Here is a 14,484-nt window from a genome sequence, read left to right on the forward strand (position 1 = left end):
GTGGAGAATGCAAAAGTTCCGCCAGTGTGGAACTTTTTGAGCGGTTGCACATTTAGCTCGCCAAAGGGCCAACTTGGACGGCAAAGACATAGGCATGATAAAGGACAAACTGGTGACCCAGCAACGTATGCGAACGCAGACGGGGCGGGCAGATGATGGGCTGGGTCCAAATTCGGACATCGGCGCGCGTTTGCGTGCACTCTATGGGGCCGTGCAGGACGAAGGCGTTCCCGACCAACTTCTCGATTTGTTGGAAAAGCTCGATAGCGCCGAACAAGCGCAAAAGGCCAAGACCGCTTCTCGTGACGGGGAGTAACGGCATGACCGCCGAACCGACCTCGTTCAAGCGCGAGATGCTTGCCACATTGCCCAGCCTGCGCGCCTTTGCGGTCTCCCTGACCGGCAAGCACGACAAGGCGGACGATCTGGTGCAGGACACCGTCATGAAGGCTTGGGCCAAGCAGTCCAGCTTCGAGATGGGCACCAATATCAAGGCCTGGCTTTTCACCATCCTGCGCAACGAATTCTATAGCCAGATGCGCAAGCGTGGCCGCGAAGTGCAGGATAGCGATGGCGCCTTCACCGAACGGCTTTCCGTGCATCCCTCGCAATATGGCTCGATGGACATGCAGGACTTCAAAAAGGCCCTGGCCCAATTGCCCGACGATCAGCGCGAAGCGGTGATCCTGATCGGGGCCTCCGGATTTTCCTATGAGGAAGCCGCCGAGATCTGCGATTGCGCCATCGGCACGATGAAGAGCCGCGTCAGCCGTGCCCGCACGCGTCTGCAGGATATCCTCAAGATATCCGGCGAAGCCGATTACGGTCCCGATGCCGTCTCTGCACAGGTGACCACGCACAACCACTCGTTCTAAGCCGATTGGGTGAGCGCCAGCGTGATGGCGCTCACCAGGTCAGCCTCCGGAAATGGCTTGACCAGGATGGGCGCTCCGGGCGCATCCGTCAGGCCGGCATGCAGTGCGTGATCTGCAGTGGTGATGATCAGGCGGATGCCGGCTGCGGTGAGACCACGCAGCAATTCGATACTGTCGGGTTGATCGGCACGGAATTCGACAATAGCCAGTTGATAGTCCGGCCAGCGCTCGCGCAGCGACAAGGCCTCAGCCACGCTACGGGCGCAGACGCATTGGCCGACATTGCGGTCTTCCAGCACGCGCTGAATATCGAGTGCGATGAGAAATTCTTCCTCGACGATGAGGACCGTCTGTCCGGTGAGCATTGGCCTGTCCGTAACGCTAAAGCCACCACATGCGGCCAGGCGTTTTCACTGTCATTTAAATTTGACATGTCGCGGAACGGCCACTTGCTGGTATCGTTGTTTGTGGCAGCGTCGCTACCTTCCCCTTAATGGTGCCAATTGAGTCTTGTTCTTACCGGGTCCGCCCGCAGCGTGTCGTGTGAGCACTGCCCGCTGCATGCGATGCCGCAGTTCCGCGCGTTCACGCCTGAGGAACTCAAATTCATCGCGTCGTTCAAAATCGGCGAACTGAATGCGGAAACCGGCACGGTCGTGCTGCAGGAGGGTGCCCACAATGCCCATCTTTATACGCTGCTGTCGGGTTGGGCCTTTCGCTACAAGACCCTGGAAGATGGCCGGCGCCAGATCCTGAATTATATGCTGCCGGGAGATTTGCTGGGCCTGCAGGGCTCGGTGATCGGGGACATGGAGCATTCGGTCGAGGCGCTATCGCCAGTGGTGCTCTGCGTGTTCCGGCGCGACAAGCTGGACGAGTTGTTCCGCAATCATCCGGGATTGGGCTTCGATATCGCCTGGCTCGCCTCGCGCGAGGAGCGCATGCTGGACGAGCATTTGCTGAGCATTGGCCGGCGCAGCGCATTGGAGCGCGCAGCCTATCTCCTGGCATTTCTGCATAAGCGAGCCGAAGCGGTGCAAGCCAGCAAGGGTGAGCTCATCGTGCTGCCGATCTCGCAATTGCATGTGGCCGACACGCTGGGCCTGTCGATCGTGCACACCAACAAGACCTTGCGCAAACTGGCCGATCGCGGGCTGATCCGCTGGCTGGACCGGACTTGTCGAGTGCTCGATGTGGCAGGGCTGATGGAGCTTGCCGGGTGGGAGGGACCCTCAGAACGCCGCCGGCCATTGATCTGATGGCTATGGCCGCAAAACCGCCATCGCCATGGTGCATGGCTCAGCTCACGATTCTTCCAGAGGGGCGCGGCCGTCCTGAGCTTTCCGCTGGACTGCCGGGATGATGATGGCCGAAGCACGCAATCAGGAACGCGACACCAAGCCGCCGCGCCGGGCGAGGCCCAGGCTTGCCGTGCTGGCATCACTGGCGCTGGTCGTGCTCGCTGCGGCGGCAGCGCTTATCATGACGGCGGGCATTGATCGGCAATTGGTCGATGTCACCCAGACCTATGAGGTGCGCAACCAGGCGCGCGAGCTGACGATTGCGCTGACCGAGGCGGAAAGCGGTCAGCGCGGTTTTATGCTGACGCAGGACCAGAAATATCTCGAGCCGTATCGGCGGGCGGTTGCCGGCATCGACACGCGGGTCAAGACGCTGGTTGCGATTACGGCCGCGGACCCAAGGCAGGCCGACCGCGTGGCAGCGATCTCGGATTCGATCTCCATCAAACTGGCCGAGATGGCGCGGACGGTTGATCTGATCCAATCGGGCCGTCCGGGTGAGGCGCAGACGCTGATCGAAAGCGGAATGGGCGCGCGGCTGATGGACGAATTGCGCAGCGGACTCGAACAGTTCATCGGCGAGGAAAATGCCAAGCTGCTGGAGCGCAACAAGGGCATCGATCTGTCGCGCCGTGCTTTGGTCGTGGCCATCATCGTGGCGCTGGCGGGGGCCGCGATCCTTTCCTATTCGCTGTTGTCGCGCACCCAGCGCCAAGTCAGCGCGCTGGCCGAAAGCCGGACGCAATTGCTGACGCAGAACGAGGCGCTGGAAGCCCAGGTGCGGGAGCGCACCCAGGCCATTGAGGAAGCGCGCGAGCATGCCGAACATGAGCGCCAGCGCGTCGAGGCCCTGTTGCGCGACACCAACCACCGGGTCGGCAATTCGCTGGCGACCGTTTCGTCCTTGCTCGGACTGCAGCTCATGCGCACCGACTCGGATGAGGTGCGCGAGGCGCTGGAAGCCGCGCGGGCGCGGGTGCATGCGGTGGCCTCGGCTCATCGGCGGCTGCGGCTGGGGGACGATCTGGAAACCGTCAGCGCGGCGGAATTCCTGAGCGCCGTGCTGGACGATCTGCACGATACCGCCACCACGGCCAAGGCGGTGACGCTCAAGGGCGACTTTGCCGCGGTGGAGATTGGCGCACGTGACGCCACAACGATCGGCATCCTGGTGGGCGAACTGGTGACCAATGCGCTCAAGCACGCATTTCCCGATGGCAGGCAGGGCCACATCGCGGTGAGCTTCAAGCGCGACGCGGCCAATGTGCCGACGCTGCGGGTGGCCGATGACGGGGTGGGCATGGCGGCCGAGCGAACGCCTGGAGAGGGCGGCCTCGGCTCGGTGATCGTCAAGCAATTGGCCAATCAGTTCGACGGCAAACCGCACTATGAACGGGGCCCCAATGGCGGCATTGTGGTGACGGTGCCGCTTCCCGGCGTCGAGAGGGCGGCCGCCAGCTAATGCCAGTCCCGCCCCGGAGATCGCCATGCGCATCGTAGCAATCCTCAACCGCGATGGCGGTACGCTGCGGACGATGGATCTGGAGGCTTTTGGCAAACAGGCGGTGGAGATTTTCAGCCGGAACGGTCATGCGCTCGAATGCCGGATTGTGGCTGGGCGCAATGTCGAAACCGAGCTGCGCCGTGTCGCGGACACCAGGGGCATCGATGTCATGCTCGCAGCCGGCGGCGACGGCACGATTTCGACGGCGGCAGGGATCGCCTTTGAAAGCGGCATGCCACTGGCGGTATTGCCGGCTGGTACGATGAACCTTTTCGCCCGGGCACTGCAATTGCCGCTGGATTTGACCGCGGCTATGGAAGCCGTTGCTGCCGGCGAGATTGGCGCGGTGGATATCGCCACGGCCAATGGGCGGGCTTTCGTGCATCAGTTCGGCGTCGGCGTGCATGCCAGGCTGGTGCGCATTCGCGAGCGGATGACCTATCGCAGCCGCATCGGCAAGATGCTGGCGAGCCTGCGCGCGATTGCCGAGGCTGCGGTGCGACCGCCCGAATTCGAGGCGGAAATCCACACGAGGAATGGACGCGAGCGCCTGCGAGTCTCGGGCATCGCGGTCTCCAACAATCCGTTGGGCGATGGGCATATTCCCCATGCCGACCGGTTGGATGCGGGCTTGCTGGGCGTCTATATGGCCGCGCCGATCTCCACCTGGGCGCTGATCCGGCTGGCTGTGGATGTGCTGTTGGGCAAGTGGCGGACCAGCGACGCGGTCACCGAGCAGGAGGTCGAACAGGTGACGCTGAGTTTTCCCCGGCGCAAGCACAATGCCCATGCGGTGATCGATGGCGAATTGATCAAGCTAGCGCCTTCGGTCACGCTCAAGGTGCATCCGGGCGCGCTCAAGGTATTGCTGCCCGGGCCCACGTAAGCGCGCGCCGCCTGATTTTTTTCCGGCTTGGGAACCATATTGCTTGACCCGAGTTTAAGGGCATCGGGCCTAGCTTTGCCCCTGGTTTGACAGAAGTCAGGTCGCAGTCAGGCTCGAGTCCGCAAGGCTTCCGGTTCTCCGTTTGCGTCTTGCTCTGGTTTGAATGCGCATTTGTCGCGGAAGCGTCAGGACGAAAAGTGACAGAAGTGAATTCCTCCCTTCCGGACGATGTCCGCAAGGTTCTGGATGATCCAGCCCGCCTGCAGGCGCTGGCGGCGCTGGAGGTTCTCGGTACAGATCCCGATGCCGATTTCGACCGCCTCACCCGGGTTGCGGCCCATATCTTTGGCGCCGAAATCGCGCTGGTGACGCTGATCGACAAGGAGCGGCAATGGTTCCGCGCCTGCCATGGCACTGACCTTACGGGCACATCGGCCAGCGATTCGTTTTGTGCGCATACGTTGGCCGGACCTGAGGCCATGGTGGTGCTCGACGCCACGACCGATCCGCGTTTCATGCACAATCCATTGGTGACGGGTGAAACCGGAATACGGTTTTACGCCGGGGCGCCGATCGTCGTGGCCGGGCAGCGCCTGGGCTCGCTTTGCGTACTTGGCAAGACGGCACGAAACGCGGTCGAGCCGGCATTGCTCGATCAGCTTGTCGATCTGGCGGGTCTGGCCTCGACGCTTTTTGCCCTCAAGGACGAGGCTCGAGTGCGGGCGCGCACGGCGGCCGCACTGCTCCGCGAAGAATGGCGCCATGCGCTTACGCTGGAAGCGGGCAATGTGGGCAGCTGGATTTGGGATATCCGGACCGGGGAAGTGGTCTGCAACGACATGTTCCGGCGGATGTATCACCTGCCCGAAAGCGGCACGATCCAGTTCGAGCAGGTGCTCGATACGGTTCATGCCGGCGACCGCGCCGCCATTGAAGACAGCATCCAGGCCAGCCTCAATGATGGCGTCGATTTTGCCGCCGAAGTGCGGGTGGAGCCCACGATCCGGTGGCTGACCATGCGCGGGCGGGTCTATCAACGCGATGCCGAGGGCCGGGCGCTGGTCATGATGGGGGCCTCCACCGATATTACCGAGGCCAAGCAGAGCGCCGAGCATACGCGGCTCCTGCTGCGTGAGCTCAATCACCGGGTCAAGAACACGCTGGCCATGATCCAATCGGTGGCCCGCCAGACAATCCGGCAGAATCCCGATCCCAAGGCGTTCATCGAAGCGTTTTCCGGCCGTCTGCGCACGATTTCGGATGCGCATGTGCTGCTGGCCGACCGCGACTGGAGCGGGGTGCATCTTTATGAGGTGATTGCCTCCCAGTTGGGCCCAGATTTCCTGGAACATCCTGACCGCGCCACAGTCAATGGACCGGACATGATGCTGCCGGCCGACCATGCGGTTGGATTGGGATTGATCCTGCATGAATTGACCACCAATGCGCATCGCCATGGCGCCTGGTCCACCAATCGGGGCGTGGTCAATATCTATTGGGAAAAGCGGGAAGCGCCGGTACCGGGGCTGATGCTGCGCTGGCGTGAAAGCGAGGGCCCGGCCGTGGCGCCGCCGCGCGATTATGGCCTGGGCACCAAGTTGATCGAGCGCAGCCTGGCCAAGGTACTCGATAGCGATGTCAAGTTGCGCTTCGATCCCGGCGGGGTCGCCGCCGAGATCTGGATGCCGCTGCCGGTCGAGCAGGTCTGAGGCGGATCAGTCGTCGTTGTCGTCGGCGTTGCGGACCAGCAGGAATGCTGCCAGCGCCGCAGCAGGAAGGCCCAGCTTGCGAATGACAGGCGAGCGCAACAGCACCGGCAATGCGGTCAATGCAGCGGTCGTGACGAAGGCGCCGGTTTCGCTGGAACGGCGGCGTTCGACGGTGCGACGTTTTCGATTGCTCTCCCCGATCTGTGCGCCGGCAAAGACTGCCAGGGCCAGTACGAGAAAAACGCCGCCCAGGACCAGCGCCGCATAGATCGGTCCGATCTGGGTGGCGAGAGCAAAAAAGCCCGCCGCCACGAGGAAGAAGCAGCCCAGCAGCAGGAAGAGGCTGATCACCGCATAGACAATCGCGAGCTTCTTGGCCCGATCGGTAATCGCCTCGACCTCGATGCCGAGCAGGGCCGCGAGGGGGACCAGTAAATTCATGATGCCTAGCGCCGCGAGAGCAGAGCGAGAATGAAGCCGATGCCCACCGCGCTCGCCACCGCGGTCAGCGGCTTTTCGCGAATGGTGTCCTTCAGCTGCCGCTCAAGTTCCCCGGCCTGGTCCTGCACGTCCTCGATGACGTTCTGGCCCTGACGTTGCAGATGGCGGGCTTCGCTTTTGGCGACGTCCTTGACTTCATTGACCTTGTCGCTGCTGAGGCGGGCCAGGGTTGCGGCGATCCCCTTGAGGTCGTCCTGCAACTGGGCGATCTGGTCTTCCAGGTGCTTTTCCTTGGCTCGGCTGGACGCGGCACGCGGGGCCCCGTTGGATGTCTTGCCGCGGGTGGGTGCCATTTCAGGGGTATCAGCCATTAAACGCTCCATAAGTTGATGTCACTCAACGCCATAACGGGCGGTAGGTTCCGGGCCTGGAGCCAGGACAGAAAGACACCCCGGTACGCGTTGAGCGTATCGGGGTGACCAGGGGCGGGTGAAAGGGGGGCGACCTTCAACCCGCGGGGCGCATTCCACTAACGTGGACTCCAATACTGGTCGCGCCCTTTATCGGCTGTGCGTCAAATTCGTCCCATCAATACCAAAATGAGGATAACGACGAGGACGACGCCCAGAATACCGGATGGCCCATAGCCGAAGCCGCGCGAATAGCCCCAATTGGGCAATGCGCCGATCAACAGCAGAATAAGAATGATGATGAGAATTGTGCCTAAGGTCATAGGACGTATCCTTCTTTTGTTATTGTGACGCTAAGGTCGCCGGGTCAAAGCAATGCGAGAAGCAAGCCGGTGGCGACGAGCAGAATAAGAAATGCCGGCGTCAGTGCCTTGAGCACGTCGGCATAGTGGGTCCGGCCATCGTAGCTTTCGGTCGACCAGGGCATATTGGCGCGGGCGTCTTCAAGTGCCCTGATTTCAGCATGTGTCATGTCGACCAATACCTTCAAAAAGCCGCGCTTTATTACGCTTGCTCTAAGAACGGCGAGGAAGGGATTTTAGTTCCGCATGCCTGTCGAAACAGGTTTGGCCGGCTCTATTCGACGCGGATCACATCCACCGATTGGGTGGTTTCGTGCGAACCATGGGTCTTGAGCACACCCACAATCGGGGAGATGTCGGCATAGTCGCGGCCATGGCCGATCGAGATGTGATCGCCGCCCGCGATCATGGCATTGGTGGGGTCGAATTCGACCCAGCCCATGTGCTGGCCGCACCAGACGCGCACCCAGGCATGCATGGCGTCGCTGCCTTCGAGCCGCGCCTTGCCGGGCGGGGGATTGGTGCGCAGGAAGCCCGAGACATAGCCGGCAGGAATGCCGGCGCCACGCAGGCCGGCAATCATGACATGGGCGAAATCCTGGCAGACGCCTTTGCGTAGCGCGAAGGCCTCAGCGGGTGTGGTCTGCACGTCCGTCGCCTTGGGGTCGTAGATGAAGTCGCGATGGATCGCCATGCAGAACTCATTGGCGGCGGCCAGCACGGAAGGGGCGTCGGCCATGACATTTCTGGCATAGGCGGTGATGGCCGGCACGAGCTGCACGCTGCCGGATTCGGCGAGGAAATGGTGCGGACTGTCCGGTTCGACCGACCAGAACCGGGTCACTTCCTGCCGCAAGCGCTCGACAGTGGGCGATAGTTCTGCGGGGGGATGGATATCCTCGACCTGCACGCGGGCGGTCAGGCGGATGTCGAGATGATCATGCGGGGTCAAATAGGTGATGGTCGTCACTGCATTGCCGAAGAAATCGGTGAAGGCGCTTTCGCGCTGCGGGCGCGGCTCGAAGGACAGGCTTGCCGCGATAACGCGCTGGGTACCCGGCACGCTGATCGGGGCGACCCGGATGAGGTGGCGGCCGCCATGCACCGGGGCGTCGTAATCGTAATGCAGGTCGAGGCGGACATCATAAAGCATGGTGCTACACGAAATAGGCTGCGGCCACGAGGCTGGAGAGCACGCCGATATCGGCGGCCAGCTTGTCGAGGCGGTCTGGGGTCATGTCGGCGGGGTCGGCAATGCGCAATTCGGTGTGCAATTGCAAAGCGGCCCTGGCGGCGGGCGAGAGTTGGCCGTCATTGATGCCGCCGGGCAGCATTTCGATCTGCTTTTGTAGCTCGGCCAATTGGAACAGCACGGAGCGCGGATTGAGTGGGTCCAAGGTGAGCAGATCAACCGCGCTCTGCGTGCCGGCGCTCACCGAATAGCGGCGGCGATGCGACATGACGCTGTCGCCGATTTCGAGCAGCATTTCGAGCGAGCCGTCGGGGGCGTCCTTGTCGGTAAACCAGGCGGTGGCGCGGGCGATCTGCATGGCACGCTCAAGGCGGCGGCCCAGTTCGAGGAAGCGCCAGCCGGCAAAGCGGTACATGTTTTCATGCACGAGGCCGGAAAAGCCCGCCAGCTTGCGCAGCAATACGGTCATGGCGCGCGTGGCGTCGTCGCCGAGCTCTACGCGCGTAGCAAAGCGCTGGGCGGTTTTTTGCAGATCGACCAAAGCAAGCCAGCCATCGGGCGAGAAGCGATCGCGGATCTGGCCGGCGCTGTGCACGGCACTATCGATGGAGGTCAGCAGGCCCAGCGGCATAGCATCGGCGGCGTCGACATCGATGGTTTCAAGGAACGCCGCGCAATGGGTGAGGATCGGCAGGTCGGTCTTGGACAGCTCGGCCTGGCGGGCATTATAGGCGCGCAGAATGCGGACAGTGGCTTCGCAGCGCTCGGTATAGCGGCCCAGCCAGATCAGGTTATCGGCGGCGCGGCTGGGCAGGCTGCCGGGCGAGTTGCGGACCAGCTTCTGACCGTCGCGCGGCAGCAGCGAGACCTGCTCCACCGGCTTGGATGAGACGACCCAGACGTCGGCCGCCTGGCCGCCATGTTGCATGGCGATAGCCGAGGCGTCGCTGGTGGAGCCGACCCGGGCAAAGCCGCCGGGCATGATGGTCCAGCCATTTTCGGTGCGGGCCGCATAGACGCGCAGGGTGATGGGGCGGGGCTCCAGCTTGCCATCGACATAGACCGGGGCGGTGGACAACTGCACCTGTTCTTGGCCGACATAATCGGCGCCATTGCCGCGGATGCGTTCGAGCAGGGCTTCACGCTGGTCGGCGGGCACGGCGGCGCCAAGCATGGTGCCGCGCTGGTCATCGAAGGGGAGCGTGGTGGCGAAGGCGGGGCCGATCAGCAGCTTGTCGAAATTGTCGAGCACATGCTTTTGCTCGCCCGGCTGGCCGCACCACCAAGTGGCGATTTCGGGCAGCAACAGATTGGTGCCGAGCAGCTTTTGCGCGAGGCGCGGCATGAAGGCGGCCAGGGCGCGGGTTTCGAGCAGGCCGGTGCCCAGCGCATTGATCATGGAGATCGAACCATGGCGCAGCGCCTCGACCATGCCGGGCGTGCCGATGCGGCTATCGTAGCGCAGCTCCAGCGGGTCGACGAAGGAGGCATCCATGCGCCGCCACAGCACGGTGACCGGCTTGAGGCCGGCCACAGTGCGCACCATGACGCGCTCGTCCTCGACCACCAGGTCCTCGCCTTCGAGCAGCATGAGGCCGAGATAGCGGGCGATATAGGCGTGTTCGAAATAGGTTTCGTTGAGCTGGCCCGGCGTCAATATACCGACGCGGCCGCCATCACGCTTGGCCTGCACGAACAGCGTATCGCGGAAGGCGCGGAAGAAGCCGGCCAGCCGCTGGATGTTCATATCGGCATAGATATCGGACAAAGCACGGGTGGTGGCGACGCGGTTTTCCAGCGCAAAGCCGGCGCCAGAGGGGGCCTGCGTGCGATCGCCCAGCACCCACCAGGCGCCGTTGGGGCCGCGGCCCAATTCGAAGGCGCAGAAATGCAGATAATGCCCGCTTGCGGGTTTGACGCCGACGAGGGGACGCAGGAATTCGCCATTGCGCGCCACGAGTTCTGGCGGCAGCAGACCCTGTTGCACCAGAGTATTGTCGCCACAGACATCGGCGATGACGGTTTCGAGCAATTCGGCGCGCTGGACCAGGCCGGCGCTGATCGTGGCCCATTCGGCCTCGTCGATCAGCAGCGGAATCTTGGCGAGGGGCCAATCGCGCTGCTTGCCTTCGGCGCCGTCATATTTGCGATAGAACACGCCGGCATCGCGCAGATATTGATCGGCGCGCTCGAAACGGGCGGCAAGCTCGGTGGGGCCGAGCTTGTCGAATGCGGCCATCAATTCAGCCCAGCCCGGCCGAATGTTTCCGGCCGGGTCCACCATTTCGTCGGGCACGCCCGGTTGCAGCCGGTAATCAGCAACAATGCTGGGACCGGCAGGGGGCTTGCCACGGGGCTTTTGATTCCGCGTATTCATGGGTTTTACCAGAAGCGCGGTGGCCGGCGCAGGTCAAGCGTTAGCGGGAATTCGTCCGCAGGCTTTTCTGCGCGCAGATCATAGCCGCCCGGGGTGTAATTATGCGGCACGAAGCGGGCGAGGCGCCGGGCCTCGGCCTCGTTGCCATTGACCGGGAAGGTTTCGTAATTGCGCCCGCCCGGATGGGCGACGTGATAGGTGCAGCCGCCGACCGGGCGGCCGGTCCAGGTATCGTAGATGTCGAAGACCAGTGGGGTATTGACCGGCATGGCCGGATGCATGCCCGAGGCGGGCTGCCAGGCCTTGTAGCGCACGCCGGCAATGGCCGAGCCAGCCGTATCGGTCTTGCGCAGGGGAATGGGCCGCTGGTTGCAGGTGACTGCATAGCGCTCGGGATTGAGCCCATCGAGCTTGACCTGTAGCCGCTCGACCGAGCTATCGACAAACCGCACCGTGCCGCCAATGGCACCCTGTTCGCCCATGACATGCCAGGGTTCGAGCGCCTGACGTAGTTCCAAGCGGACGCCGTCATATTCGACCTCGCCGCAGAAGGGGAAGCGGAATTCGAGCTGGGCGGCGAACCAGGCCGGATCGAGCTTGAAGCCGTGGGTGTCGAGATCCGCCAGGATATCGAGGAAGTCCTGCCAGACATAATGGGGCAACATGAAGCGATCATGCAGGGTGGTGCCCCAACGGGTGAAACTGCCCTCCAGCGGGTCGGTCCAGAAGCGGGCGATGAGCGCGCGGATCAGCACTTGCTGGGCGAGGCTCATGCGTGCATTGGGCGGCATTTCGAAGCCACGGAATTCAACCAGACCCAGCCGACCGGTGGGACCATCGGGCGAATAGAGCTTGTCGATGCAGATTTCCGAGCGATGGGTATTGCCGGTGACATCAACCAGAAGATTGCGGAACAGCCGATCGACCAGCCAGGGCAAAGGCGGCAAGGCGCCCGAAGCCGGATGGGGCACCTGCGCCATGGCGATTTCGAGTTCGTAGAGGCTGTCGTGGCGGGCTTCGTCGAAGCGCGGGGCCTGGCTTGTGGGTCCGATGAACAGGCCCGAGAACAGATAGCTCATCGCCGGGTGGCGCTGCCAATGCAGCACCAGCGACTTGAGCAGGTCGGGCCGTCGCAGGAAGGGGCTGTCATCGGGCGTGGCGCCGCCGACCACGACGTGATTGCCGCCGCCGGTGCCGGTGTGGCGGCCATCGATCATGAATTTATCGGCGCCCAGCCGCGACAGGCGGGCTTCTTCATAGATGGCAGTAGTGGTGGCGACGCAATCGTCCCAATTGGAGGCGGGGTGGATATTGACCTCGATGACGCCCGGATCGGGCGCCACGCGGATGACATTGAGCCGCGGATCGTGTGGCGGGGAATAGCCCTCGACATGCACGGGAAAGCCGATGGCTTTGGCTGATGCTTCGACCGCAGCGATCAGTTCGAGGTAGTCCTCGAGCTTTTCGACCGGCGGCAGGAAGACGCACAGGCGATGATCGCGGATTTCGGCGGTGACGGCGGTGCGCACCTCGCCCTCGATCTCGCTGATTTCCTGCTCGACCCGGTCCTGCTGCTCAGTCGCGGCCGTGAAGGACGAGGTGGTCTGGGCGCGTGGATCGGCTTCGATGCCGGAGGTTTTGCGCGACAGGATTTCCTGCGGATCGGGCAAGGGACCGCGCGGCGCGCCGGGGTCCTGCGCGACGACATGGGGATATTCGGTGGGCTTGATGTGCTTGAGGGAACTCAGCGGCAGCCGGTACCCGGCCGGGCTGTCGCCGGGGGCGAGAAAGAGTTTGCCGCGCCGTGTCTTCCATTTTTCGGTGAGCCAGGGGCTCGATGCGGCCGCGTTCCAGCGCTGCACGGGCAGCACATAGCCGGTGGGATTGGTCAGGCCCCGTTCGAACACTTTGGCAATGCGCGAGCGCGCTTCAGGATCGGCCAGTTCGGAATTGGCCGGATCGACATTGGCGGGCAGATTGGCTTCCTTGAGCAGCCATTCGCCGGGGTCCTCATAGGCCTCGTCGATGGTTTCCCCGGTCAGCCCAAGATTGTTCGCAAAGGCAGCGAGGAATTTGCGGGCATCTTCATGGGTCGCGGCGGTCTTGACGCCTTCGCGCGCCACCAGCGCTTCATCCTGCCAGACGGGTTTGCCATCGACGCGCCAATAGAGCGAAAAGGTCCAACGCGGCAGGGTTTCGCCGGGATACCACTTGCCCTGACCATAATGCAGCAGGCCCGTGGGGGCGAAACGCTTGCGCAGCCGGCGGATCAGATCATCGGCGAGGGCGCGCTTGGTGGGGCCGACGGCGCCGGTATTCCACTCATCGGCTTCGAAGTCATCGATGGAAACGAAGGTGGGCTCGCCACCCATGGTGAGGCGCACGTCGTTTTCGGCAAGGACTTTATCGACCTCCTTGCCCAGGGCATTGAGCTGGTCCCAGGAGGCGTCGGAAAAGGGCTTGGTGATGCGCGGATGCTCGGCGACGCGGGTGACACGCATGTCGAAGGCGAAATCGACTTCGGCGTAGCTGGCAAAGCCCGAGATCGGCGCGGCATTGCGATAATGCGGGGTGGCGGCCAGCGGGACGTGGCTTTCGCCGGTCAGCAGACCCGAAGTGGGATCGAGGCCGACCCAGCCGGCGCCAGGCAGATAGACTTCGCACCAGGCATGCAGATCCGTGAAATCATGGTCGGTGCCGGCGGGGCCATCGAGCGAGACCAGATCGGGCTTAAGCTGGATCAGATAGCCCGACACGAAGCGGGCGGCAAAGCCAAGATTGCGCAGGGTCTGGACCAGGAGCCAGCTGGAATCCCGGCAAGAGCCTTTGGCATTGCCCAGGGTTTCCTCGGGCGTCCACACGCCGGTCTCCATGCGCACGATATAGGCGATGTGCTGCTGGATGGAGGCATTGATGCCAGTGACGAAATTGACCGTATTCATCGGCGTCTTGTCGATGCCGTCGATGAAGCGCTGCAGCAGTGGGCCGACCGGCTCGGGCCGCATATAGATGGAGAGGTCCTCGCGGATATCCTCGGGATATTGGAAGGGGAAGGTTTCCGCTGTTTCTTCGACGAAGAAATCGAAGGGATTATAGACCGTCATATCGGCAACGAGATCGACTTCGATCTTGAGCTCGGTGACCGGCTCGGGAAAGACGAAGCGGGTCAGGAAATTGCCATAGGCATCCTGCTGCATATTGACGAAATGCAGCGACGGAGACACCCGCAGGGAGTGGCTCAACACCTTGGTTCTGGAATGCGGCGCCGGTTGCAGCCTGATGATCTGGGGCTGGAGGAAGACCGGACGGTCATATTTGTAGTGAGTCAGATGGTAGACGGCGGCTTTGATCGACATGCGTTCCAGTCGCTCACTTCAGGCCACGAATTTTGACTTCCCAATAAGGAGCTTAGCGGGGTTTGGTGTGA

The 14,484-nt window shown here is 62.8% G+C and carries 14 protein-coding genes; 6 read left to right on the forward strand and 8 right to left on the reverse strand.

Features of this window, described 5'->3' with window-relative positions; translation table 11 throughout:
- The first annotated feature begins 94 nt into the window (after positions 1 to 94).
- Positions 95 to 316 (forward strand): NepR family anti-sigma factor, encoded by a 222-nt coding sequence (locus N8A98_RS13845; RefSeq protein WP_262166156.1) that lies wholly within the window; start codon positions 95 to 97, stop codon positions 314 to 316.
- Positions 317 to 320: 4 nt separating this feature from the next.
- The gene (locus N8A98_RS13850) at positions 321 to 875 is read left to right on the forward strand and encodes an RNA polymerase sigma factor (protein WP_113121443.1); all 555 of its coding nucleotides are present in this window, start codon (positions 321 to 323) and stop codon (positions 873 to 875) included.
- Here N8A98_RS13850 and N8A98_RS13855 read toward each other — a convergent pair.
- Positions 872 to 1,240 (reverse strand): hypothetical protein, encoded by a 369-nt coding sequence (locus tag N8A98_RS13855; RefSeq protein ID WP_262166159.1) that lies wholly within the window; start codon positions 1,238 to 1,240, stop codon positions 872 to 874. The genes N8A98_RS13850 and N8A98_RS13855 overlap by 4 nt on opposite strands.
- Before the next feature lie 201 nt (positions 1,241 to 1,441).
- On the opposite strand from N8A98_RS13855, the gene N8A98_RS13860 reads away from it, so the two are divergent.
- The 4 genes from N8A98_RS13860 to N8A98_RS13875 all read left to right on the forward strand — a co-directional run bounded on the left by N8A98_RS13860 (position 1,442) and on the right by N8A98_RS13875 (position 6,275).
- Positions 1,442 to 2,134, forward strand: coding sequence for a Crp/Fnr family transcriptional regulator (locus N8A98_RS13860; RefSeq protein ID WP_262166162.1), 693 nt, complete (start codon positions 1,442 to 1,444; stop codon positions 2,132 to 2,134).
- Between the two features lie 100 nt (positions 2,135 to 2,234).
- The gene (locus tag N8A98_RS13865) at positions 2,235 to 3,638 is read left to right on the forward strand and encodes a sensor histidine kinase (protein ID WP_262166164.1); all 1,404 of its coding nucleotides are present in this window, start codon (positions 2,235 to 2,237) and stop codon (positions 3,636 to 3,638) included.
- Between the two features lie 25 nt (positions 3,639 to 3,663).
- Positions 3,664 to 4,566 (forward strand): diacylglycerol/lipid kinase family protein, encoded by a 903-nt coding sequence (locus N8A98_RS13870; protein WP_262166166.1) that lies wholly within the window; start codon positions 3,664 to 3,666, stop codon positions 4,564 to 4,566.
- Between the two features lie 206 nt (positions 4,567 to 4,772).
- On the forward strand, positions 4,773 to 6,275 hold the full coding sequence (locus N8A98_RS13875; RefSeq protein ID WP_262166167.1) for a sensor histidine kinase: 1,503 nt from the start codon (positions 4,773 to 4,775) through the stop codon (positions 6,273 to 6,275).
- Between the two features lie 6 nt (positions 6,276 to 6,281).
- On the opposite strand, the gene N8A98_RS13880 is transcribed toward N8A98_RS13875, so the two are convergent.
- From N8A98_RS13880 to N8A98_RS13910, 7 genes are all read right to left on the reverse strand, one after another.
- A complete protein-coding gene (locus N8A98_RS13880; RefSeq protein ID WP_262166169.1) occupies positions 6,282 to 6,716 on the reverse strand; it encodes a phage holin family protein in 435 nt (144 codons plus the stop codon).
- A 5-nt stretch (positions 6,717 to 6,721) separates the two neighbouring features.
- Positions 6,722 to 7,087, reverse strand: a complete 366-nt coding sequence (locus N8A98_RS13885) for an ElaB/YgaM/YqjD family protein (RefSeq protein WP_162740187.1) — start codon at positions 7,085 to 7,087, stop codon at positions 6,722 to 6,724.
- 203 nt (positions 7,088 to 7,290) lie between these two features.
- The gene (locus N8A98_RS13890) at positions 7,291 to 7,449 is read right to left on the reverse strand and encodes a DUF3309 family protein (protein WP_113121451.1); all 159 of its coding nucleotides are present in this window, start codon (positions 7,447 to 7,449) and stop codon (positions 7,291 to 7,293) included.
- 44 nt (positions 7,450 to 7,493) lie between these two features.
- Positions 7,494 to 7,658, reverse strand: coding sequence for a hypothetical protein (locus N8A98_RS13895; protein ID WP_262166175.1), 165 nt, complete (start codon positions 7,656 to 7,658; stop codon positions 7,494 to 7,496).
- Between the two features lie 104 nt (positions 7,659 to 7,762).
- Positions 7,763 to 8,641: a transglutaminase family protein gene (locus N8A98_RS13900; RefSeq protein WP_262166177.1), complete on the reverse strand. Its 879-nt coding sequence runs from the start codon at positions 8,639 to 8,641 to the stop codon at positions 7,763 to 7,765.
- Between the two features lie 4 nt (positions 8,642 to 8,645).
- Entirely contained in the window at positions 8,646 to 11,057 is a 2,412-nt protein-coding gene (locus tag N8A98_RS13905) for a circularly permuted type 2 ATP-grasp protein (RefSeq protein ID WP_262166180.1), read from the reverse strand.
- 5 nt (positions 11,058 to 11,062) lie between these two features.
- Positions 11,063 to 14,413 carry a transglutaminase family protein gene (locus N8A98_RS13910; RefSeq protein ID WP_262166182.1) on the reverse strand — a complete coding sequence of 1,117 codons (3,351 nt, stop codon included), beginning with the start codon at positions 14,411 to 14,413 and terminating at the stop codon, positions 11,063 to 11,065.
- Positions 14,414 to 14,484 lie beyond the last annotated feature (71 nt).

The sequence above is a fragment of the Devosia neptuniae genome (assembly GCF_025452235.1).
Classification (GTDB): Bacteria; Pseudomonadota; Alphaproteobacteria; order Rhizobiales; family Devosiaceae; genus Devosia.